20 protein-coding genes are annotated in these 23483 nt (G+C 40.8%); 10 read left to right on the forward strand and 10 right to left on the reverse strand.

Annotated features, from left to right (window positions below; genetic code table 11):
* Positions 1–14 precede the first annotated feature (14 nt).
* The 4 genes from SNE25_RS17945 to SNE25_RS17960 all read left to right on the forward strand — a co-directional run bounded on the left by SNE25_RS17945 (position 15) and on the right by SNE25_RS17960 (position 7525).
* Complete coding sequence (locus SNE25_RS17945) at positions 15–1259, forward strand: YdcF family protein (protein WP_321560369.1); 1245 nt, start codon at positions 15–17, stop codon at positions 1257–1259.
* Positions 1260–1314: 55 nt separating this feature from the next.
* Positions 1315–2193, forward strand: coding sequence for a hypothetical protein (locus SNE25_RS17950; protein WP_321560370.1), 879 nt, complete (start codon positions 1315–1317; stop codon positions 2191–2193).
* A 384-nt stretch (positions 2194–2577) separates the two neighbouring features.
* Positions 2578–5970, forward strand: a complete 3393-nt coding sequence (locus tag SNE25_RS17955) for a SusC/RagA family TonB-linked outer membrane protein (RefSeq protein WP_321560371.1) — start codon at positions 2578–2580, stop codon at positions 5968–5970.
* Positions 5971–5992: 22 nt separating this feature from the next.
* Positions 5993–7525, forward strand: a complete 1533-nt coding sequence (locus tag SNE25_RS17960) for a RagB/SusD family nutrient uptake outer membrane protein (protein WP_321560372.1) — start codon at positions 5993–5995, stop codon at positions 7523–7525.
* A gap of 528 nt (positions 7526–8053) precedes the next feature.
* Here the strand turns inward: SNE25_RS17960 and SNE25_RS17965 are convergent.
* From SNE25_RS17965 to SNE25_RS17975, 3 genes are all read right to left on the reverse strand, one after another.
* Positions 8054–8440, reverse strand: coding sequence for an iron chaperone (locus tag SNE25_RS17965; protein WP_321560373.1), 387 nt, complete (start codon positions 8438–8440; stop codon positions 8054–8056).
* Positions 8441–8482: 42 nt separating this feature from the next.
* Positions 8483–8956, reverse strand: coding sequence for a VOC family protein (locus tag SNE25_RS17970; protein ID WP_321560374.1), 474 nt, complete (start codon positions 8954–8956; stop codon positions 8483–8485).
* Positions 8957–9177: 221 nt separating this feature from the next.
* On the reverse strand, positions 9178–9399 hold the full coding sequence (locus tag SNE25_RS17975) for a hypothetical protein (RefSeq protein WP_321560375.1): 222 nt from the start codon (positions 9397–9399) through the stop codon (positions 9178–9180).
* 245 nt (positions 9400–9644) lie between these two features.
* On the opposite strand from SNE25_RS17975, the gene SNE25_RS17980 reads away from it, so the two are divergent.
* A complete protein-coding gene (locus SNE25_RS17980; RefSeq protein ID WP_321560376.1) occupies positions 9645–10706 on the forward strand; it encodes a proline iminopeptidase-family hydrolase in 1062 nt (353 codons plus the stop codon).
* Positions 10707–10751: 45 nt separating this feature from the next.
* On the opposite strand, the gene SNE25_RS17985 is transcribed toward SNE25_RS17980, so the two are convergent.
* The gene (locus SNE25_RS17985; protein ID WP_321560377.1) at positions 10752–12302 is read right to left on the reverse strand and encodes an MFS transporter; all 1551 of its coding nucleotides are present in this window, start codon (positions 12300–12302) and stop codon (positions 10752–10754) included.
* A 172-nt stretch (positions 12303–12474) separates the two neighbouring features.
* Here SNE25_RS17985 and SNE25_RS17990 point away from each other — a divergent pair, with 172 nt between their 5' ends.
* Positions 12475–12840 (forward strand): ArsR/SmtB family transcription factor, encoded by a 366-nt coding sequence (locus SNE25_RS17990; protein WP_321560378.1) that lies wholly within the window; start codon positions 12475–12477, stop codon positions 12838–12840.
* A 15-nt stretch (positions 12841–12855) separates the two neighbouring features.
* Positions 12856–13347 carry an SRPBCC family protein gene (locus tag SNE25_RS17995; protein ID WP_321560379.1) on the forward strand — a complete coding sequence of 164 codons (492 nt, stop codon included), beginning with the start codon at positions 12856–12858 and terminating at the stop codon, positions 13345–13347.
* Positions 13348–13459: 112 nt separating this feature from the next.
* Here the strand turns inward: SNE25_RS17995 and SNE25_RS18000 are convergent, their stop codons facing one another.
* Both SNE25_RS18000 and SNE25_RS18005 read right to left on the reverse strand, forming a co-directional pair.
* Positions 13460–14194, reverse strand: coding sequence for an AAA family ATPase (locus SNE25_RS18000; protein WP_321560380.1), 735 nt, complete (start codon positions 14192–14194; stop codon positions 13460–13462).
* Between the two features lie 174 nt (positions 14195–14368).
* On the reverse strand, positions 14369–15220 hold the full coding sequence (locus SNE25_RS18005) for a helix-turn-helix domain-containing protein (RefSeq protein ID WP_321560381.1): 852 nt from the start codon (positions 15218–15220) through the stop codon (positions 14369–14371).
* A 115-nt stretch (positions 15221–15335) separates the two neighbouring features.
* Here SNE25_RS18005 and map point away from each other — a divergent pair, with 115 nt between their 5' ends.
* Entirely contained in the window at positions 15336–16103 is a 768-nt protein-coding gene (gene map, locus SNE25_RS18010; RefSeq protein WP_321560382.1) for a type I methionyl aminopeptidase, read from the forward strand.
* A 161-nt stretch (positions 16104–16264) separates the two neighbouring features.
* Entirely contained in the window at positions 16265–16852 is a 588-nt protein-coding gene (locus SNE25_RS18015) for a hypothetical protein (RefSeq protein WP_321560383.1), read from the forward strand.
* 43 nt (positions 16853–16895) lie between these two features.
* Here the strand turns inward: SNE25_RS18015 and SNE25_RS18020 are convergent, their stop codons facing one another.
* Together SNE25_RS18020 and SNE25_RS18025 are read right to left on the reverse strand one after the other, a co-directional pair.
* Positions 16896–17582, reverse strand: a complete 687-nt coding sequence (locus tag SNE25_RS18020) for an alpha/beta fold hydrolase (RefSeq protein ID WP_321560384.1) — start codon at positions 17580–17582, stop codon at positions 16896–16898.
* Positions 17583–17918: 336 nt separating this feature from the next.
* Entirely contained in the window at positions 17919–19013 is a 1095-nt protein-coding gene (locus SNE25_RS18025) for a WD40/YVTN/BNR-like repeat-containing protein (RefSeq protein ID WP_321560385.1), read from the reverse strand.
* A gap of 242 nt (positions 19014–19255) precedes the next feature.
* Between SNE25_RS18025 and SNE25_RS18030 the strand changes: the two genes are divergently transcribed.
* A complete protein-coding gene (locus SNE25_RS18030; RefSeq protein ID WP_321560386.1) occupies positions 19256–20146 on the forward strand; it encodes a winged helix-turn-helix domain-containing protein in 891 nt (296 codons plus the stop codon).
* A 56-nt stretch (positions 20147–20202) separates the two neighbouring features.
* On the opposite strand, the gene SNE25_RS18035 is transcribed toward SNE25_RS18030, so the two are convergent.
* A complete protein-coding gene (locus SNE25_RS18035) occupies positions 20203–21723 on the reverse strand; it encodes an IS1182 family transposase (RefSeq protein ID WP_321560387.1) in 1521 nt (506 codons plus the stop codon).
* 568 nt (positions 21724–22291) lie between these two features.
* The gene (locus SNE25_RS18040) at positions 22292–23482 is read right to left on the reverse strand and encodes an efflux RND transporter periplasmic adaptor subunit (protein WP_321560388.1); all 1191 of its coding nucleotides are present in this window, start codon (positions 23480–23482) and stop codon (positions 22292–22294) included.
* Position 23483 lies beyond the last annotated feature (1 nt).

Consider the following 23483-nt stretch of genomic DNA (forward strand, 5'->3'; position numbering starts at 1 on the left):
AGTTCTTTTATCTCATGAATTTTAAGAAATATCTATTCATACTACTGAGTTTTACCGTTTTTTATACTTACGGTCAACAAGCTGATCCGCATTATAAACTTATCGGCGATAATATTATCCAGACTAAAAATTACTACCTGTTAACATTGTTGCAAAATAACGCTGCTGCGAAACAACTGGTAAGCAATGATGCAGAATTAGCAAAGCTAACACAAACCAAGCTTGATAATATCAAATCATCACTAAGCACCTGTAAAGACGCTTTATGTTTTACTCAAACCGTTAAGTTTAGTGACGACGAAATAAAAACCGTAAGCGAAAGGTTAACCAGTTTGTATAAAGCCGATAACGCTTTGGGCAACCTGGTTAAGCAGCATTTAATACCATCCGGTACTTATATGCAATACCAAAGCTTGTCGCCGGTACAGATGCTGGTTAAGGCCTGGGAACAGGATGCCAAAGCGGTCAATTATGCTATTGAAGTTTATGCCGAAGGCAGAAAACCCAACTATCCGGCTATTGATTCCATCAGTTTTAATGTAAAAAGCAGGGGGTACCTTAACCTGCTTTATGATGCATCAACTACGATATGGGATGAGACCAAACATACTAAATTGTTTTTTATCCCGACTATGAATTATGCTTTGCACAGCCTGGAGATAAATGAAAGGGATGATGCGGCCAATGATGAGCCGATGATTTTGAAGGATAACAAAAACGCTTACAACAGGATAAAAACCATTAACTGGGCAAAGTATAAATATACTATGATACTGATACCCGGCGCCGGGCCTGATGTTGCAGGCGTTGCGTTAAGTGCCGAGGGTATGCTGCGCTGCAGAGTGGCTGCATTAAGATATTTTGAAGGGCTGGCGCCTTTTATCATGACATCCGGCGGTAAAGTACATCCATATAAAACTAAGTTTTGTGAAGCGGATGAAATGAAAAAGTACATGGTCGAAAAACTGCATGTCCCGGAAAGCGCCATTTTTGTTGATCCGCATGCCAGGCATACTACTACCAATATGCGTAATTGTGTACGCATGATATTCCGTTATGGTATGCCTTTCAGCAAGCCATGCATTACATCTACCGATAAATCACAAAGCTATTTTATAGAACACATGGCTGGCAGGTGCGAGAAAGAACTGGGCTATGTGCCATATACTTTGGGCAAACGCCTGTCAGAAACCGAACAGGAGTTTTATCCGGTTCTTCAATCCCTACAGATTGACGCAGACGAGCCGCTTGATCCATAGGATGTGGATTGATTATTCATTCCGGTTAATATTATTTACGTAGGATATTATTATCATGAAAAAAATATTATTTGCTATAACAGCGATTGTATCATTGGGCCTGATGTCGTTTTTATATGATACGGTTCAAATGAATATAGTACGTGCTGTAACCATTGATTCATTGGGGGCATGTCAGGGTATATCGTATCAGAATGGTAGGATATTTTTATATGGCGACAGAGAGGTAGGCATGATACGTGAATTTAAACTGGTAGGGGATAGCCTTACTTATATCAATAAACAATATAAACTTACTAAAGACGGACAGGATGTGATTAATCACCCCACCGGGCTTGCCTACAATGGTAGCGGACCGGTTTTTATGGGTAACTCCATTCGGTTGAATAAAGAAGGAACTCAATGGAAAGCCGTAATTTATTGTATTGACTGGAAAGGCTTACAGAAAACAGGTACTCTTGACGGTAATATCATTAATACTGTTGATGACGATGCCTGCATACAAGGTACAAGGCCCGAATATGTGAAATATAATAATAAGTGGTATGTGGCCACCGCAGATTATGGCGATCATGGCAATGAAGTGAGGTTATATGATCCAGCTGCATTGAAGAAAGCAAGTAAAACGAGTGAAAAAGGTGTGCTTTATAAAAAGTTTACCTGTACGCCCTGGGTGCAAAACCTGCATTGGATAGCATCAAAAGGCGTGCTTGTACTTATTCAAAACCAAAAAGAAGGCCGCATGTGGCGCTTTACTTATGTTGATCTTAAAAAATCAATTGAAACGGGTACCCAGCAAGTAATTAAGGAAGTCAATATAGACGGGAAACAGGACGAGTTGGAGGGTTTTTCTTTTTTAGGAAGTGCGGATAAAGGCATAGCTGTATCTTCTTCGCGCAAAAACAATGTAACATTTACCAATACATCCTGGTAAAATTCTTCTTGTATCCCTGTATTTTTCCTGTAGATAAGGGGCTGGGTTGTTGACGTCTGGTAAACTTTGTGTAGTTAATATAAACTTAACAAACAGACATCATTGATTTAAGATGATTCGGTTAGATTTGGCTTTTCTTTAACAAATCCTCAATAAATATTATATTTTATTGTAAATAATATATAATAAGGTAGTTGCTAAAACGATATTTTTTAATCCCTAAAGTGCTTGCCTATGTAATGAATGTTTTATAAAACTCAAAAGCCGGTTAAAAGAACCGGAGAATACCCTCATATTCTTCCGGTCCGGAATTAATTGTCAAATAACTGGAAAAGCGGTTGCAATGCTTTCAGTAGTTACCATTAACAATCAACATTTAAATATATGTATAAAAAGATTATACGCAATCTTTTAAAAAGAGATCTTGTGATGATACAAGCTCTTTTGATCGTATTGTTTGCATTTTTACAACCCGCACATGCAAGCAATATCAAAACAACCACGCAGCTTAACAAGCTTGCCGAAGAGCCTGTAAAAATATCAGGTACCATAACTGATGAAAAAGGCTTACCCTTGCCTGGTGTAAGTGTTTACGAAAAAAAGTCACATAAAGGTACAGCATCAGATATCAACGGTAAATACAGCCTCAATGTTGAACAGGGATCAACCCTTGTTTTTGCCTTTATTGGTTACACCAACCAGGAAGTTGTTATTGGCAGTCAAACACAATTGAATATTAAGCTGATGCCTTCAACTAATATTCTTAACGAGGTAGTTGCCATTGGTTACCAAACCGTACGTAAAAGCGATTTTACCGGTGCCATTGCCAGTGTTAAGGCCGAAGAGTTAAACTTAACCGCACCAACCGTAGGTCAGGCGCTTGTTGGTAAGGTAGCCGGCGTTCAGGTATCGCAGGTTAGCGGTTCGCCTTACTCAACCACTAAAATTAACGTACGTGGTGTTGGTTCATTCTATGCCAGCTCAGACCCGCTTTATGTAATTGATGGTTACGCAGCCGGTAACGATTTATTTATCAACCCGGATGATATCGAATCAATTGACATATTGAAAGATGCCGCATCAGCGGCTATTTATGGTTCAAGGGCTGCTGGTGGCGTAGTGCTCATTACAACCAAGCATGGTTCAAAAGAAAACAGTAAAGGTAAGTTTGAATACGATGCCCAGGTTGGTATTAACGGGTTAGCAAAAAAGGTTAATCTTTTAAACTCTGATCAGTTTGCACAATTGGTTATAGACGGCCGTAACAACTCTTATCATGACCTTTGGATAACTACAGGCCATACCTGGAACGATGCCATGTACTCTGACCCTAATGATGTACGTATTAAAAACGTAGGTAACGCCGGTTCAGTAAGTGTTCCGCCATATTTGTACGATTTTGCAACACAATCGCTCATTCACCAAACAGTTAATACCGACTGGCAGGATGAGTTATACCGCCACCCCGTAACACAAAGTCATAGCCTTTCGTTTTCGGGTAATTCAAATGGTACACAATATTACTTCAGCACCGGCTATCAGGATCAGCCAGGTATCATGTTAGGTACCGGGCAGAAAAAAATCAACTTCCGTGCTAATGTGGATGGTCAGATTGGTAAAAGGCTTAAAGTAGGTGCCAATATAGCATTTACCCAAACCACTAACCAGGAGTCACAAGATGGTCGTTGGGATCATAGCCCTGCATTTGGTGCATTAATCTATATGCCGTTCTTTCCTGCTTACAATCCAGATGGTAGCATTTCTACAAACGTGGCAGCTTCACAATCAAATGCTTACGCTTATCAGTCAATTGAAAACCCAATAGCAACTGCTACTTTAATTAAAATTAACCGCGTTGGTGACAGGGCAACTTACAATGCTCATGCTAACTATTCTATTTTAGATGGTTTGTCATTTAATGCCAACCTGGGCATGCAAACGTACGCCGAAAACTATAACTATTATTTACCAACCAATATTAGCAATGGTGTAAACCCGCCGGGTTCGCCTCAATCTATACAGGCGGCAAAAGCTATACGTCAAACTATAAACTACCGTGATCAGTTAGGTGAGTTTACCCTGAACTATACTAAACAATTAGGTAAAAACCATTTTGATGGCTTATTAGGTTATACCGCTCAAAAAACCACCAACAATGTGCTTACCTTACAAGGTACAGGTTTTCAGGATGACAATATACCTAACCTGAGCGGCGCCAATCCAACTCAAATAACGCTTATTAAATCTGGCCCACCTGAAGGTGTCCAGGCAACCGGAGACGACACCTATACATTACTGTCATATCTTGGTAGGGTAAGTTATAATTATGACAGTAAATACTTCCTGTCGGCTTCATTCCGTACAGACGGATCATCACGTTTCGGTGCCAATGTTAAGTATGCAAGTTTCCCATCAGTATCTGCAGGCTGGAACTTGTCTGACGAACCATTTTACCATAGCTGGCTTGGCGATCAGTCAACCGTTAAATTACGTGCAAGCTGGGGCTTAAGCGGTAATTACAATATTGGTAACTATAAACAACAGCAGTATTTTAACGCGCCATCAAACGCGGTATTTGGTAAAGGAGCTACAGCTCCAGCGCTTACTGCCGGTGGTATTGCCGACCCGAATTTAACCTGGGAATCAACCTCACAATATAACTTTGGTGCCGATTTGGGTTTACTTAAAGGTCGCCTTTTCGTTATTGTGAATTATTACCTTAGTCATTCTTACAATCTGTTATTCCAGAAACCAATATCGGCTATTTCAGGAAGCACAAGTGTACTTGCTAATTTAGGGCCCGACTCTAAGATAAGCAATAAAGGATTTGATGTTCAGCTTGACGCCAAGGCGATAGCCACTAAAGATTTTAACTTAAATTTAAGTGGTAATATATCCATCAACCGCAACAAAGTATTGAACCTAGGTAATAGCAATACCATCCTTACTGCAGGAGCTGAACGTTCATACTTAACCAACGTTACCCAGGAAGGACAACCTGTAGGTATGTTTTATGGCTATAAAGTTGCCGGTATGGTTACCCAGGCCGATCTTGCTAACATAGCTACCGACAAAGCCAACTATAATGCGGCTACACAATCTTATCCGGCTGGTTATAAAATTAAAGGCCCACCTATCTCTACAGCTTCAACCACTCCGATACAGGCCGGTGACCTTTATTTTAAAGACGTTAACGGCGATGGTATAATTAATGCCAAGGATGCCGGCGTTATAGGTACCCCGTATGCTAAGTTTACTTATGGTTTTGCTATAAATGCAACATACAAAGGCTTCTATTTCAGTTCATCATTTGCCGGTTCTTATGGCAATCAGATAGTTGACGGACAGGATTATTACCTGTACAATATGGAAGGCTCGGGTAACCAGTATGCAGATGTTGCCGGTCGTTACCGCAATGCTGCCGATCCGGGCCAGGGAAGTGTTTATCGTGCATCACGCGGTAGTACCCAAAGTAACAGTACAAGGCTATCAACCTTTTACTTACAGAGCGGCTCTTTTTTAAGAAATACCAATATGACATTGGGGTATACGCTTAAATCAGATTTTATAAGCCGTAACCTGGGTTTACAATCACTGCGAATATACGGTGCGGTTAACAACGGTTTTACCATTACTAAATATAAAGGCTATAACCCTGAGGTTAATTATAACTATACCTATAGCGGTTCACAAAATACAAACCTTAGCCCGGGCATTGATTATGGTGTTTACCCGCTGGTACGTTCATATAATTTGGGTGTTAAAGCTACTTTTTAATTAAAAACTAATTCTGAAGCAAATGAAGAATATAAATATAAAGTTATTTTGCCTGGTAGCGTTATTTGCGCTGGGTTCATGCAAAAAAGACTTTTTAGAACAAAGCAACCCGGATGCTTTAAATATAAGCAAGTCTTTTAAAACCGAAAATGACGTATTATTAGCGGTTAATGGTTGTTACGCGCTGTTAAGAAGCGGTAATACAATAGGCGAAGGCAGTGATCTGTGGACCGACCAGCGCTCTGATGATACCGGTACAAATGACAATCAATCAAACGCCGGCGAACCTTTTGGGTTCAATAACTTTTCATTAGTGCCTACCAACAGCTACTTGTTTTCACATTGGAGTGCTATGTATGCAGTTATTGCTAACTGTAATATTGTATTATCAAATATTGATAAGGTAACTTTTGCAAAACCCGAAACTAAACAGAAATACAAAGCCGAGGCTGAATTTATACGTGCCTTGATATATTTTCACATGGTTAGGGAATGGGGAGATGTACCATTGGTTACCAAGCAGTTTACAGACCCCGATGAGGTTACAGCGAACACAGGGCGTAACCCACAGGCAGCAGTATATGCACAAATAATTACCGATCTAAAAGATGCCGTTAATAGTCCGCTGCCGGCTACACAAGCCACAGGAACTATTGGTCGTATATCATTGGCTGCTGTTAATACCTTGTTAGGGCAAGTGTATTTAACCATGGCTACTACGATTGATGCAGCCAATAAAACTGCAGACCTGAATAGCGCATTGGCAAGTCTTACTGCCGCTTATAACTCCAAAACCTTTGGCCAGTTAAAAGATATTCCATATACTGATGTATTTGATGTGGCTAAAAAATCTACCTGCCCTGAACTTATCTGGCAGATAGTGAATATCCAGGGCGACCCTAATTATTATTCAGGCATAGCAGCCAGTAGTCAGGCTAAAGGCGAAACCATTAACTCTCTAAAAACATCAGGTGGTGCAGGTTATAATGTAACCCATGACCTTGTAAATGATTATGAAGCTAATGATCCCCGTGGTGCATTTTCAATTAAATTTGCTAATGATGCTACTGTTAAAGATTGGTTTGTAACCAAGTTCAGAGACGCAAGTTCCGGAGCAGGTACAAACGGTTACGGAGGTAACGATTGGATACTGATGCGTTATGCTGATGTGATCCTGATGCTTGCCGAAGTTAATATGTATTTAGGCAATAATGGCGCTGCTATTCAATATCTTGACATGGTACGTGACAGGGCTGGTATGCCAACTTACGAGGTATCTTCGCAAAACGTCGATTACGCAAAAAAATATCCCACGCTTAAACTGGCCATATTACACGAACGCCGTGTTGAATTGGCTTTTGAACACCACCGGTTGTTTGACTTATTGAGAACCTTTACTACTGACGAATTGGTAGCATATTTTCACAGTAAAAACCAGGCCGATTTTGGTTCGGCACTGTTAACCAATTTCACTACCAAGGACAGGTATTTCCCTATTCCTTTCAATGAAACTAAGTTAAATCCAGCTAAAATGTATCAAAATCCAGGCTATTAATTAATAGTTATGTAATATAAAAGGAGGGCCTGGGTAACAGGCTCTCCTTTTTTGTTTTAAGGGGCGGATAGGCTATTTTCTAAGTTATGCGGTAGTGATATTTGGATCCTGGCTTTATTAAAAATAGCTTACGCCGCTTGGTATTTACAGGCAATAACCGCCATAGCCCAGCCACAATAAGGATTATCTTTATTCAGATTTTTGAAATATTAATCGTTTATCTATCTTAGAGGTAATTAGCCGGGACTAATCAACTATGAGCTAAATTTCTATAAAGTACGTCCAATCAGGTGCTTTAATTATATGATAACAACCTTGTTTGGTTGTGTAAAAGCCTGTATATGCTGGTAGCTATAATGAAAATTCTTGTTTTTTTGTGCATCCTGATTATACCGTTGCGTGGGCCATCCAGAAGACGGGAATCTTCCCTAAATCAGCCTCAAAGTGAAACTGAGTATTCAAATTACGCTATAAATGAAAATGGCGGCCTGGAGATGATTGATAAGGAAAATGAAATATAATGAAGTACTACTTTTTCCGGGATTGGGCTAAAAGCTCGTTTTGAGCTATACGTGTAAGTATAATTTTCTTAATAAGCTCTACCGGCAGCAATTCATCAGGAGTAAAATGTAATGTTGAGCCGGAAACCTTAATATCTTTAAGCTCTTCCTTTAAGCTTTTTACAAGCCCCGGGTTCATGGTATAAAAACTGCAGTATTTTTTATTCGTCCCGATGCCCACCAGCATGTAAAGATACTTATAGCAAGGCAACTGATAGCTGATAGACTCAGTTGCCCGCGGTGCGGTTGCTAATATAATGGAGCGCAGTTGCTCAAGTGTAGCCCTAAACTCCGGCGGCTGCTGCGCTATGTACTCTTGGGCAGTACGTGGTGTGGGGAAACCTGAACCTCTCATTTTATAAATATAATGAAAATCAGCTGCATATTAAGGAACAGGCTATTGTTCGTAAGCTTGCTTTAAAGCTTTAATATCAAGTTTTTTCATTTGCATTAAAGCGGCCATTACGTTGCCGGCCTTCTTTTTGTCTTTGCTGTTTATCAACTCGAGTATAATCGACGGAGCTACCTGCCATGACAGCCCGAATTTGTCTTTAAGCCAGCCGCATGGCCCTTCTTCACCACCATCGGCTGTTAGTTTTTCCCAATAAAAGTCAATTTCTTCCTGGGTTTCGCAGTTTATATATAGCGATGCCGCCTCAGTTAGTTTAAACGAAGGGCCGCCATTCAGGATCATTATTTCCTGTCCCTCAATTTCAAATGTAGCAACAAGCACACTTCCGGCTGGCATAGGTTGTCCTTCGCCATAATAACTGATGTCTAAAACCTTTGAGCTTTTAAATAAAGAAGTATAAAAATTAATAGCCTCTTCAACTTTTCCGTCAAACCACAGGCAGGGGGTGATCTTTTTCATGATAGTTTTTCCTTTTAATTTGTTTTACGTTTTGATTATTTAATAAACCAAAGTTAAGTGACCTCATAGTTATTGAACAGGGGTGAATATGACAATATACAGGGGGAATTGCGTATTTACAGGTAGGTACACAAAAAATAAGGCCCGGTTCTTTAATGAACCGGGCCTTATATATCCGTAAAGGATAAATACTAAAGCTTAATCGCTTTAAATTATATAAATTAAGCGTTTTTTGATTTTTCGCCAGCGTATGGTAAAGAAGATATAAAGGTAACCATTCCTAAACCAAAAGTGATAAATCCAGCATAAACGATGCCTGCAGATGCGTCAATTCCACTAACAGAATCTCCAGGATTGTATGCATGGTTTGGAGTAAAAGCGATATAACCGCCTACAATTAATATACCTATAGTTGTGATTAAAAGTCCTATTGTTCTTTTCATATTCAGTGATGTGAATCTTTAATGCCGCAAATGTATAAACTTTAATGTAATCAACAAAAAACCCGATGCTTAAATATCGGTTTAATGCTAATATTTTTGTGATATTTATATTCTTAGGGTTTTATCTTTTAATTACCGCGAGTTATACTGGTTAATATAGTGGTAAGCTTACAAAATAAATACGGTCAAAACAGGTGTCGGATAATCCAATTTTGTAAGTTTGAATAAGCATTTAAACATTTATCATGAGTATAAAATATGTTATTAAAACGACTTTGTTAATAGCTGTCACCTGGTTTTCTTCCTGCAAAGATTCCGGTTCGCAACAAAACGCTGATTTAAGTTTAAGTAGTTTTTTAAAAGATACTACCCTGGGTGTAAAATCAGGAGGGGTGCAGTTGGTCTCCATCAATACCTCCAAAGGAAAATTTAACGTGTGGACAAAGAAAATCGGTAATAATCCTAAAATTAAACTATTGCTGTTGAATGGAGGACCGGGCGCCACTCACGAGTATTTTGAATGTATGGAAAGCTTTTTACCTGCCGAGGGTATTGAGCTGATATATTATGACCAGTTGGGAACAGGCAATTCCGACAATCCGAAAGATACTGCTATGTGGAGCCTGCCACGGTATGTGGAAGAAGTAGAGCAGGTAAGGCAGGCTTTAAAACTTAATAAAGATAATTTTTACCTGCTTGGGCATTCATGGGGTGGAATACTTGCGCTCGAATATGCCTTTAAATATCAGCAAAATTTAAAAGGGTTAATTATCTCTAATATGATGGCGAGTTGCCCGGATTATGGTAAATATGCTAATGACGTATTATCCAAACAATTTGATCCTAAAGTATTGGCACGTATAAGGGCAATTGAAGCTAAAGGCGATTTTAATAATCCGGAATATATGCAGCTATTATTACCGAATTTTTATGCTAAGCATATTTGCCGTTTCCCGCCAGATCAGTGGCCCGAACCTTTAAACCGTTCTTTAGCAAAAATTAATCAATCTTTATATGTTACCATGCAGGGGCCGAGTGAATTTGGTATAGCAGGCAAATTATTGAATTGGGACCGCAAAGCCGATTTGCCTAAAATTTCAGTTCCGGCATTGAGTATTGGAGGGAAATATGATACTATGGATCCGGAACACATGAAATGGATGGCTACCAAGTTTCAGAATGGCAGCTATCTGTACTGCCCAAATGGTAGCCACATGAGTATGTATGATGATCAGCAAACCTATATGAGTGGTTTAATTAAGTTCATTAAAGGTATTAACGAAGGGGAGAAAAAGATCACTTTATGATTTAAAATGACGTTAAATATTATGGGCCTTTTTAGTGAGGGTATTTCAGCGCTCGCTGCCTTTTTTAATGGTGCTGTTGCGTACAAACAGGAACGACATTAATGCACCTAAAAGAGCTAATGCCGCGGATATTTGCATCACCCTGGCATAAACAGTAATAAAACCCGATTGGTATAGTTTTTTTATCGCTTTTTGCTTTTCAGCGTTAAACCCGGCGGGCACTTTAGCATCGCCCAGGTTAGCGGCCTGTGCCATTATTACTTGTTTTTCCTTAGTATTTAAAGGAATATCATGAATTTGATTTTGTAAAGCTCCTGTAAAAAACAATACAGCCAGTGACCCCAAAACGGCATTGGCAAAAACGTTGGCTATACGGGTGAGTGCATTGTTTACACCCGACGCCGTACCCGAAAAATGATCACTTACAGAACCCATCACAGCAGCAGTAAGCGGTGCTACGGTAAACGACATTCCTGTGCCAAAAACCAATATGCCTGGGAAAAATGTTGTCCAGTAATCACCCGCGCCATTGGTTTGCTTTACAAAAGATAAGATCAGTAAACCAATTCCGGCAGTGGCCGGGCCGCCTATCAATAAAAACCTCGGGCCATATTTATCTGCCAGGGCTCCCGAAAAACGGGCCATAGATATCATCAATACAGTAAAGGGCAAAAAAGTAAGCCCCGATTGTAACTGGGTATAACCCTGTGCCTGAACCATGTTTAACGACAGGAACAGCATGCCCGCGCCAAGGCCGGCATAAAGGAAAAACGTAAGCAGGTTTACCCCGGTAAAAGTTAAATTGGTGAACAAGTTTAACGGCATCATAGGGTGCTTGCTTCGGCCTTCTATAAATATAAAAACGCCCAACAATATAATCCCCGCGCTCAACGTAATGTATACCTGCCAGTTATTTAAGCCAACTGCCGGTACACGCAAAAAGCCAAAGGTAAGTGAGGCCAATCCCAGGGCTATAGCCACAGCTCCGGGGAGGTCTAATTTTTGGTCACGGTCTTCGTCTCGGCTTTCCGCTACCTTTTGCCAAAGGATCAACAGTGCCACAATACCTATCGGCACGTTAATAAAAAATATATAGCGCCACAAACCGGCATCGCCAAAAGCGCCGCCCAATATAGGGCCGCCTAAAGTAACAACCGTAGTAAAGGCCGACCATGTACCTATTGCCTTGCCGCGTTCGTTTTCATTGATCGAAGAAGAAATCAGCGACAGGCTGCCAGGTATCATCAGCGCGCCGCCAATGCCCTGCAGCATCCGGAAAACGATAAGCAATGTAACACCCGGAGCAAATCCGCAGGCAGCAGATCCCATTAAGAAAATAAAGATGCCCGCCATGAATATCTTTTTCCGCCCCAGTTTATCGCCCAATGATCCGCCTATCATAATGAGCGAGGCAAGCATAAGCAGGTAAGCGTTCAGTATCCAGAAGAGGTCGGTGCCGGTAGCATGTAAGCTCTGTTGTAACGATGGTAATACTACATTAAGTGCTGTACCGTCAATAAAGGCCATTGCCGATGCCATGATTGATGAAACCATGATCCATTTACCGGCCGGACTTTTAAGCGCGACTGTTGCCATATTATAAGGTTATACTATAAAGGTAACAATGTGCCGGGATAAAAAATGTTAAAAGTTTGCGCAGGTAAAGGCTGTTAAGTATGGCCCTAATAAAAAGTGAAAATAAATTTGCGTAAGTGATTGCTTACATATTATATTTGTAAGGAAATGCTTACATAATATAAAAGAAGTGATGAGAAGAGATGTATTCCAGGCCATAGCCGACCCAACACGCAGGGAAATTATTAACCTGGTGGCGTTTAATACGATGAACCTAAATGCTATAGCCGAAAAATTTGATGTGAGCAGGCCAGCAATTTCGCAGCACATTAAAATATTAACCGAATGCGGCCTTATCGTTATTAAAAAGAATGGGAGGGAGCGGTATTGTGAAGCTAAGCTTCAGCAGTTGAATGAAGTATATAAATGGATAGAGCGGTACAGGAAATTCTGGTCAGAAAGATTTGATGTACTTGATGATCTTTTAACAACGCTGCAGAATAAGGAGAATAATGAGAAAAAAGCCAGAGGCGAAAATAAATCTAACATAGGTGAGTAATTAAAAATTGTAATTATGAAAAATCAAACAGAAATTATTGCAGAAGATGGCAAACAGGAATTGTTTATTATGAGGGAGTTCAATGCCCCACGTGAACTGGTTTTTAAAGCGTTTACTGATCCGGAGCTTTTGGTACAATGGCTTGGATGCGATGCGTTAACCATGAAAACAGAGCGTAATGCTGAGGGAAAAGGTGCGTCATGGCGCGATATTTTTACCGATCCTGATGGTAATGTGTTTGGCTTTCATGGGGTTTGCCATGAGTTTATGGCGCCGCAATTAATTATCCGCACATTTGAGTTTGAAGGGCTGCCCGAACCGGGGCATGTTTGTCTTGAAACATTACGGTTTGAAGTATTACCAGGCGACAGGACAAAAATTTCTGTTCAGTCTGTTTTCCAGTCGGTAGCCGACCGAGATGGTATGCTGCGATCAGGTATGGAAACAGGTGTATTTGAAGCACACGACCGTCTTGACGCATTATTGGCCAAAGAGTTTGTGAACTAATGTTGTACATTCTCGTTATATACACAGGCCCGCTGCGAAACAACGGGCCTGTTTTATTTAAAAGTATAAAAAGGAAAGCTTCTAAGAGCGACATCAAATCAGAAAATGTCTTTTAACTACCCATTAAATGACGAAGGTATAAGGTTGGGTTATCCAGAAATGATTTGGTGAGCGAAAAATGCTCGGTATCTTCATAGTCGGTTTCATTTACGCCGCTTTCATCAAACTGGTAAATAGTTGCGCCGGGGTAGCAAATAAGTATAGGGGAGTGTGTAGCTATCAGGAATTGAGCGCGGCCGCTTTGTTCAAGTTCATTTATGACCGCCATAAAGGCGAGTATCCTTGCCGGCGACAAGGCCGCTTCGGGCTCGTCAAGAATATAGATACCCGACTCAAACTGGTTATTAAATAATGAAAGGAACGATTCCCCGTGCGATTGCTCATGTAACGACCGACCGCCATAAGCCTGTAAAATACGGGGGCTATCCACAGCAAGTTCATCAATATAGGAAGCGAAATTGAAAAAGCTCTCGGCCCGCATAAAAAAACCTTCGCTAATGCGACGTGGTGTCCAGCTGAGCTGCAAGCCGCGCGCCAGCGCCGATTCATAACCTTCAAACCGGTATCCGGTATTGGGATTGTGGTTCCGGTTACCCCCTCTGAGATTGAACCCGCATTGCTCTGCAATACCTTCCAGCAGGGTAGACTTCCCTGACCCGTTTTCGCCGACAAAGAATGTTACGTTACTTTTAAGTTCGAGCTGTAACCCCCTGTTAAGGCTTGGAATATTTTGCAGAAAACTGCCATTCCGTAAAGCCGGAAGAGATATTTGTGATAAAAATGGCATAAGTTATTGCGTATTGGTTCTAACAAATTTACAATTCTGGCATGATTTGCCCGGTTGTTTGTATTTTTTGTTGACCATGACCTGTATTAATTACCGTTCGGATAATTTAGATTTACCGTTCTCGACGGCATGTTATTGCCCGGAATTACGCAGTGAATCACCGTTAACGCAAGGTCAACTGATTTGATAACTATCAGGTTGTGATTGAAACTTCAGGTATTCTAATGGTGTTTTGCCGGTATAGGCTTTAAAGTCTTTTAGAAAGTGGTTTGAATCATAGTATCCATTTGATATTGCTATTTGCATCAAATCGACATTCTTACTCTCAACCAATTCAAGGTACGCATGAATAAAGCGTTGGAGCTGGATGTATTCTTTAGGTAAAAGCCCGATATGCTGCACAAAACTCCTTTCCAGCCACTTATAGTTTACGCCAACATCATTGATCACGCTTCTTACAGAACTTCTCCCTTTTATTTTATGGATATAATCCAATGTTTTATGTAAGGTTTCAGGCGTGTTGGTCTCCGGAAAAGAATGCTGAACATATTTTCCGATAAATGCTACCTTTTCTTCAATGGAATTGCGTTCGAAAAGCTCCTCTACACTGAAGTTATTGTTCCTGGCAATATGTTCAAATGGGGCAACTGGGTTATATCTGAAATATTGGGCATTTAAATCAAATAACCGGTAGAAAGCACCCGGATAGAAACGAACTATAAAAACCTGGTCTGTATTATTATTGTATTTTACATAAACATTCTTAATGGAGCCGGTACTTGCCCACGCAGCTTTAATTTCGAATATATCCCTTTGTCCGGTTACCTCTACCGTGTCTTGGCAACTTTGCAAAAATACAAGCACAGGAAACCCATCATTAAAAATAAGTTGTGTATTATCATTTAGATCTCTGGCGAAAACATAAAACCCCTCTATAATAGATTCAAGCTCTTTTGAAGGACTAATTCTATAGCCGGACGCATTAAATTCCCCTAATTGTATCTTCTTCAGATAATTTATTGGCATGAGGCAAATTTATGGGAAAAATGTTATTGGCCGGAGAATAATGCCATGTCTAATATTTACTATGAGCACAGTTTAAATGCCTATAGCTTTGCAAAAAACTGAATGACATTAATTTATGGTTATAAAAACGGAAGAAGAGCTGCAGGGTATGAAGAGGGTGAGTGAGGCTGTTGCACTTACCTTGCAAAAAATGACTGCATATACTCAGATAGGCATGAGTACCAAAGATATAGACGAATACGGAAGACAGCTATTAGGGGCCCTTGGTGCAAAGTCTGCCCCATATGAAACCTATGGTTTCCCAGGTTATAGCTGCATTAGCGTTAACAAAGAATTTGCACATGGTGTTCCGTCAGATAAAGTCAGGCTGAAAAATGGAGACATCATTAACATTGATGTATCGGCAGAATTAGCGGGCTTTTGGTCTGATAATGGGTGCTCATTTGTTGTTGGGGAAGATATTCAGGGCGTGCAACACTTGGTAGATACTTCAAAAGAAATATTACTTGAGGCGATTGCTCACATTAGCGGGGGCGTAAAAATTGCTGATATCGGGAACCTGATAGAAACCAAAGCCAAAAAAGCAGGATATATAGTTATCCGCGATTTAGGTGGCCATGGGGTAGGGCGAAGTTTACATGAAGAACCCAGCGGGATAATGAATTATTATGACAGACATGATAAATTCAGGCGATTTAGAAAAGATTCTGTTGTGGCTATTGAAACATTTATCTCTACCAAATCTGCTTTTATTGAAACTGCGGCAGATGGCTGGGCTTTTTCAGGCAGTAAAGGCGGATTTGTAGCCCAGCATGAACACACGATATTGGTAACATCCAGCAAACCAATAATCCTTACAGCGGCGAATGGGATAACGACATGACGCCCGAAATAGCTCAAAAAAATCTTAAAATATTGTAGAGGGGAGGATGTACCGGTCAGTAACAACTGAGTTATTGAAAAGCGGCAGGGCGTTATTTAACTTATTTTAACAAGCGACAAGCTTTTCATTAATTAACTTAGGGCTATTCAACACCTAACGCTATGATAATAAGAATTTGGGCATGCATGATCTTTATTATGCTTACCCGCACAGCAATTGCACAGGAGAAAAGCCTCTATGATTTTCCTGCTCCAAAGGGTTGGCAAACCGAAAAAATCAAATTCCCTATTAATTTTGCGCCGGCGATCCCATTCGCAGGTACGGAGGATTTACACTTTACACCGGGATGGAGTAAACCCGAAAGTGATCAATATTGGTCTTATGTTTTTGTATGGTTCCTGGACGGAAAAGTAAAACCCACAACCGACGACCTCGCTAAATACCTTGAACAGTATTATACTGGGCTTTATATGACCAACCTGGGTAAGAAGTCAAAGCCAGAAACGACGTTTACATCAGTAAGTATAAAAGACAATTCCAAAAAAGGTAAAGATCAATATTATAATGCAGAGATTAATACGCTTGATTTTTTATCAGGAAAACCATTAAAGTTGCTGGTACGGCTGGATGTGCGGTCACTGGGCCACAAGCATACGGCGGTGCTTTTTCAGGCATCACCCAAGGCGTATGGGCATGGCGTTTGGAATACCCTAAGTGCGGTTATAGATGGCTTTAAGGTTAATCGCTAATTCCGCCAACTTTCACAGCGGCGATGGATATAAACGTTATCGGTTATTTATCTAAGTTATGTAATATAGCTGTTAATTCATCCGGGCGCTGCATCATTACATTATGTTCACAATTAATTGTTTCAACGTGCCAGTCCGGATGATTTTTCAAAGTTTCGTATTGTTTTTTGAAAGGAGTGCCTTCCCATCCGCTAAGATAAATAAATGTTCGGTTACGAATCTGCTCATAATTTCCATTCACTTGTAAACTTTGCATGAATGTGGCTAAAGGATGCGATCTTCTCCGACTATCTGATCCCGGCCGGGTCGCAACCATAAAACCATCATTTTCTGCTCCGGTTGAGAAAAGATTTCGGTAATCATCACTCGTGAGCTTCCAGCATGAATCGCCATTTTTTGGAACATAAGCGTCAATGTAAACAAGCGCGTATATCCTTTCAGGTATGCTATCTGCTACCCCGGTGATAACCATTCCGGCGTAACTATGCCCACATAATATCACATCAGTAATATCCCTTTCAACTATAAAATCAATTACGAATTGAATGTGTGTGGTCAGATTAATGATCTTATCCTGTTCAACAGGCTCCAGTTCAAGCCCGGGTAAGGTTAATGCCAAACACTCCTTTTTAAATTCTTCTAATCTTTCAGTTATCGGATCAAATGCCCATGCTCCATGCCATCCGCCCGGAATAAATAGGTATGTCTTTTTATTCTCATTAATCATCATTTCAAATTTAGAAAATTGGATTAATTGTAAGCATAATATTATATGTTATCAATATAACATTCAAAGAAAAGTCGCTGCCCTAAAAACAACAGCGTCTTTATTACTGCTGACTCTCTTTACTTTTAAAGTCCGTGATGGTCTTTCCATCATAACGATATACCCATCAAGCGGAAGAGGTTACGTTTTTGGTTCAGACTTGATATTTTCTTTTGAGAGGTCTGTTTTGCCCTTTCCAGGAAGTGCTAAAACAGACCTCAACAATAAAGTATATACAGGAAGGCATTTTATCATTAGTATTACGTCAAAAATTAAAAGTTTTTGTGGAGTTTGGAATTTTCAACATCCTCTATTTGGTATGGCATAGATCACGTTGCCTGAAACAGATAAATTGAAGCCCATATTCTTTATAGAAGGAAGTAACAATTTCCATGTTTTGCCCATGTCAGATGATCGGAATATACCGTCTGGACGACCACATATTAAATATTTACCCACTTGTTTGATGGATAAAATATTCAATGAAGATTGATGCCCGCTTATTTTTGTGATTAATGAACTATACCAGGAAGGCTGAAGTTCTTCACCTATGGCATTCCAGGTTTTTCCACTATCCAGTGAAATGTGTACGCTGTTTGTTTGGGTTATTGTGTTATAAACTATAGCAGCAAATCCTCCATTGATACGTTCCACGGCGATGCCAGCGCCCCCTTCACTAATCACACGATCCCAGTTTTGACCATCATCGGTCGATCTTAATATTCCCACTGTGCTGGTAGATAGAAGTACACCGTTTGACTCTACCAATTTCATTGAACCGTCTCCAACATGCACTTGTTTCCAGGTTTTTCCACTGTTAGTGGATCTAAAAAGGCAGTTGTTGGAGCCAATGAAAACTGTACCTCCGGCAGTTTCAAAAACGGTGCGTACTTCTCTCTCTTTATAATTCTTGTACATCCAATCTATCGTTTTGTCTATGCGCACGGCTTGCTCTTGAAAATTCGTGTACAGGGGTGACCAATCACTCGTTCCATTTATTTTTTGTAAAAATTGTCCCCTGAAATTATATGCAAATATCCCATTCTTGCTGGGGGCAATGTCACGCTGTGTACCAGGGAAAATCTCTTTTGTCCAAAAATGAGTTGTGGAATTTGGTTCACTGTGATAAATCCCATTGCCGGCACGTAAATAGAGCCCACGGTTATTTGTAAATAAACCACGACTCCACACACCCTCTCTCTGCAATTTTTCAGGCAGCCCTTTGCTAATGTCCTGCCATGTTTGTCCGCCATCAGTAGACCTTAAAACAATGTTTTCAACCCCTGATTTAGTCTTTGTTGTTTCCTCCAGCGTTTTCTTTTCTTTTAGCACAAAAGAATTTAGTAGAAATAATACCAGGAGGATAGCCGGAACAAATACAAATAATCTTTTCATTTTTTTTAAATTTAAAGTAAAACATATTGATTAATAATTAGCGGAAGTAGCAGGTTGGGCAATACAGATTATTTCTGCCCTCCTTTACTTTTAAAATCAAATAATCTGGCTGTATAGAACGTTTCTTTTATTTTTCATAACCTATCAAAATTGATTCACCGAAATTACTTTGATATTTTTCAGCCTGAAGAACCAGGATTGTAAATAAAAATGTAAACTTTGTAAATTAAAATCTTGACACTATGCTTGATAGCCGAAATCTCCTGTACGGGAAGCGTAAATACCTGTTCGGATTGATACTGCTTTTGTTTATCTCTGTAATCGGCGTGGCTTTTAGTATGACCGGCAGCGAAGATTTTGCTATCGCCAGAAGGGAAGTGTTGCTCCGCAGGATAGGAGATGAACTACTTACACAGTCAGGTGACAGTAAATCAAGAGTGCTCCCGGTAAAAAAGATAGCAGAAAATGAATACCAAATCAGGTTTGAAAATAATCTTACTTTTCAACCGGACTCCCTGGTAAACACTACCCGGCGTTTGTTAGCCAAAGACCCGCTCACACGTGATTATGTTGTTAATGTTCTGAACCGTGGCGATGCCAGTGTAGCCTATGGATTTGCTATATCCGGAAATAAAAAAGATGATATTGTAGCATGTAAAGGAAGAAAGCAACCGAAAGCATCTTATATGATCAATATTAAATTTAAACCAACAGGAATAAATATAGCAAAGAATGGATATCTGCTGGGCAGCCTGCCATTTTTAGCATTTGTGGGTTTTATTTTTTTTAGATCTGTTAAGCCGCGGAAAGCCTTACGTGACGGTCAGTATACTGACAGGTTAACTTTAGGTGAGGTTTTGTTCGATGCGAAGAATCGTAAGCTCATCATAAATGGAAATACCATAGACCTTACCGGAACTGAAACGCGTATACTACGGATTTTAGCGCTGTCTCCCAATGAGACCATAGAGAGAAGCCGGCTGCAAAAAGAGATCTGGGAAGATGAAGGTGTTATTGTGGGGCGCAGTCTGGATATGTTCATATCAAAACTCAGAAAAAAATTGGAATTGGATTCAAATATCAACATTGTTGTTATACGCGGCAAAGGATATAAGCTTGAAATTAACACTTAAACAACAAAGCCCCGATATTTCTGTGCCTGTTGCACAAGAAAGCATGAGGGCTAAAGTTAACGGGCAAATGACCAAAAGGTTGTTTGCCCGTTTCTGTTGAAGGGGAGCAGAGTCGCTATAAAGGCATTTGTAGTTCTGTGAAATCGAGTTATAAGATTATAAAACGGATTATCAAGACTCCCCGATGGTTTTGTTTTGCTATTTTTATTTGGCGAGGGCTTTAGCTTCAGTAGTTTTTTGAGGTTATAAGCAACGGCAGCCATAATCATACACTTGTTTGCCATCGCAATACCCTTTGTATTTACTTTTTTCATTCCGGTGAAATTGACCAGGGTACCTAATACCGGCTCGACGGTACCTTGCCTTACTTTCCGCATCTTCCGGCCTTTGCTGCTTTGTACACGCTGCTGCATCTGCCTGTATATATCCTTAATGGCAGACTCTCTGATGACCTTTGTACCTGTAGATGGATTGGTGCAGCTATCTTTGAGAGGACAAGTCGCGCAATCGCTAACCGAAGTTTTATAAAGCTTATGCAGGCCATTGCCTTTGGCTCTGAAATGTCGGAAGGTAAGGTATTTTCCCTGTGAACAGATATACCGGTCATGCTCTTTATCATAGGTGAACCCTTCCCTGTCATCTTTGTAGCCTGAGCGGTTGGGTATATACCCTTCGATCTGATGTTCGATCAACGCTAAGAGCCCCGGCTCACTGCTATAGCCTGAATCCGCCAGGACTTCATGCACTGTCAATCCATTCTCTTTAAGGGTGTTTACCGTCTGCGTTAATATCTCGGGGAGACATTGCCCATCGCCTTTATCGGCATGGAATGCTTGTATGTGGGTAATTACGTGATTTGAGGTATCCACACTCACCTGGCTTAGGTAATTTAAGGCCAATACTTTGCCCGGCTTGTAAGATATGCGGGCATCAGTGTCGGATGGGCTTACCCTGGCTTGATTTACCGGCTTGGGTTTTTGTTTGGCAGAAGCCTGGCTGGCTGAAAGATGATCAGGCAGGTGAATGATATTATCCGAAGATAGCTTTTCAGTGTGTGCATCCAACTCCTTGCCATAGCCTGCAGCATCATCCAATATCTGACGTTCGACCACACTGGACAGGGCGGCATTGGCTTTCACCAGCACACTATCTACAGCCTGTCGCCGACCAGCGACCAAACCGTTATCGATACATTGTTTCAGTACCGTTTTGAAAATGGCAGTAAACGTTTCCTCCCCGTAAAGTTGGCGTGTCCGGCTCAGGGTGGAATGCCATGGTAGTTCTTCATCCAGGTCATAGCCGATAAAATAAAGAATATCCATGCGCATCCGTGATGTGATGATAATACGTCGGTCGCTATTCATGTTTTCCAGATAACCCACCAGCATCAGTTTAAAGAACACGACAGGGTCAATGCTCTTTTGGCCTTCGTTGCCATAATACTTCGCGGTCGAATCATAAAGGAAAGAGAGATCAAGTATGCTTCTTAACCGCCTGTAGAAATTGTCAGCCGGAACGTAATCGGAAAGCTGAAATCGGATGAATAGCTTCTCCTGGTAATCTTTTTTGCCTTGCATGCCTTTAATATACAAAACAAATAGCTGATTAACAAATACTTATAAGAAAAAAACACAATTGCCAAATTAGCAATTGTGTTTTTTGAAAGACCGCTGTTAGTTGTGCAACAGGCACATTTCTATCGGGGCTTTGTACCGAGCTTGGGAAATTGTTTGAACCAATTTTGATATTTTTTGACCGAAATGGAGAAAGTTGTAAACCGTTGATTTGATAATAATATCCCATTGCCGGCACAAACTAAATGTTTTTAAGTTAAGGAAAATCCTCCAGAGGGGTATCGGTTTGTAGCAGGATATATAATGATAATTACATTGGTTACACCCCTAATAATCCAGGTGGTGGCGGTGGACTTTCACCTCCTAAGCCACAATAGCCATGCAGTGTGTCTGAAACTATTAATATTAAAACGGATACTTTATCAAAGCACTTTCCGTGTGCAACAAAATGATCATCTATCAATTATCGACAATTGGAGCATGTTCAAATTTAGTCACACCCTTCGTTACCCCGCAAAAACCAAATATTACCCCGGGCCACGCTTAATAGCAACATGTTAGCTGTAAACGGTTAATCCTCGTCGCCGGTGGCGTTCTGTGACGAAAGGATGTAATATGCACCTTTGGTTACGATCTTGATATCTTTTGGTAACGAAGTCACCAGCTTGACTTCGGTATAGCCCAGGTCGGCCGCACCCGACACGACCTCGGCCTGGTCAAAGGCGAAAGTTTCACCCTGGGTTTTCTTCAGGTAATAGATATATTCCTTACCGCCCGATTTGACAACAGCATCAGTAGGTACAGCAGCAACATCCTGCTTACCGATATTGATCAGCGCCGATACGTACATGCCTTGGATCAGGTTATTCTTGGCAGACTGTTCGATTACTGCGTGTGCGATGATTGCTTTGCTGTCATTCTCAAAGGACTGGTTGACGCCGTAGATCTTCCCCGTGATCTCGCGGTTGTTCTGATTGGTCAGAATGAAGTTCACCAATTGGCCAGGCTTCACTTTGAATAAGTCTTTCTCATATACCACGAGGTCACAATGTACTTTTGAGTTATCTACAATGTTCATCAGTGATCGTGCCGGTTCTGCATAGGAGCCGGTTTGTATATCGATCTTGCCGATAATGCCTGAGATCGGCGCAAACACCGGTATCTGCGTAATGAACCTGCCCTTAGTTGCATTTGCCGGGTTAATACCGACCTGTTGCAACTGCCGGGCGAGCGCTGCCACTTTGGCCTGCTCACTACGGTACGCGCTTTCTGACTGTTGAAATACTTTGCCCACACCGGCATTAGCGGCGTTCAATTCTTTCTGCCGTTCATATTCCTTGGTGGCATAAGCCAGGCCGGCTTCCGCCGACATATAGTCCTGTTGTAACTGGATCAGTTGATTGTTTTCAATAGATGCCAGTTTTTGCCCTTTATTAACATGCTGTCCTTCCAAAACGAATACCTGGTTCACCACACCGCCCATCAGTAAGGTCACTTCCGCGCGGTTTTGCGGCGGCACTTCCAGTTGGCCACTGGCTTTTACCACTGATTTGAGGTTTTTTTGTTCGATGGTGCCAAACCGGATGCCTACAGCATTCAATTGGTTCTTGGTGAGCGTAATACCCGTTTCCGTTTTTGACCTTACCTTTTCCGTCGATTCAGGTTGTTCCTCTTTTTTGGGCTGCTGCGAGCAGGACAGCAGGCCGGTAACCACTGTCAAGCCCAGATAGATAATGATTTTATATTTATTGATTAATTTCATG

Source organism: Mucilaginibacter sabulilitoris, assembly GCF_034262375.1.
Classification (GTDB): Bacteria; Bacteroidota; Bacteroidia; order Sphingobacteriales; family Sphingobacteriaceae; genus Mucilaginibacter; species Mucilaginibacter sabulilitoris.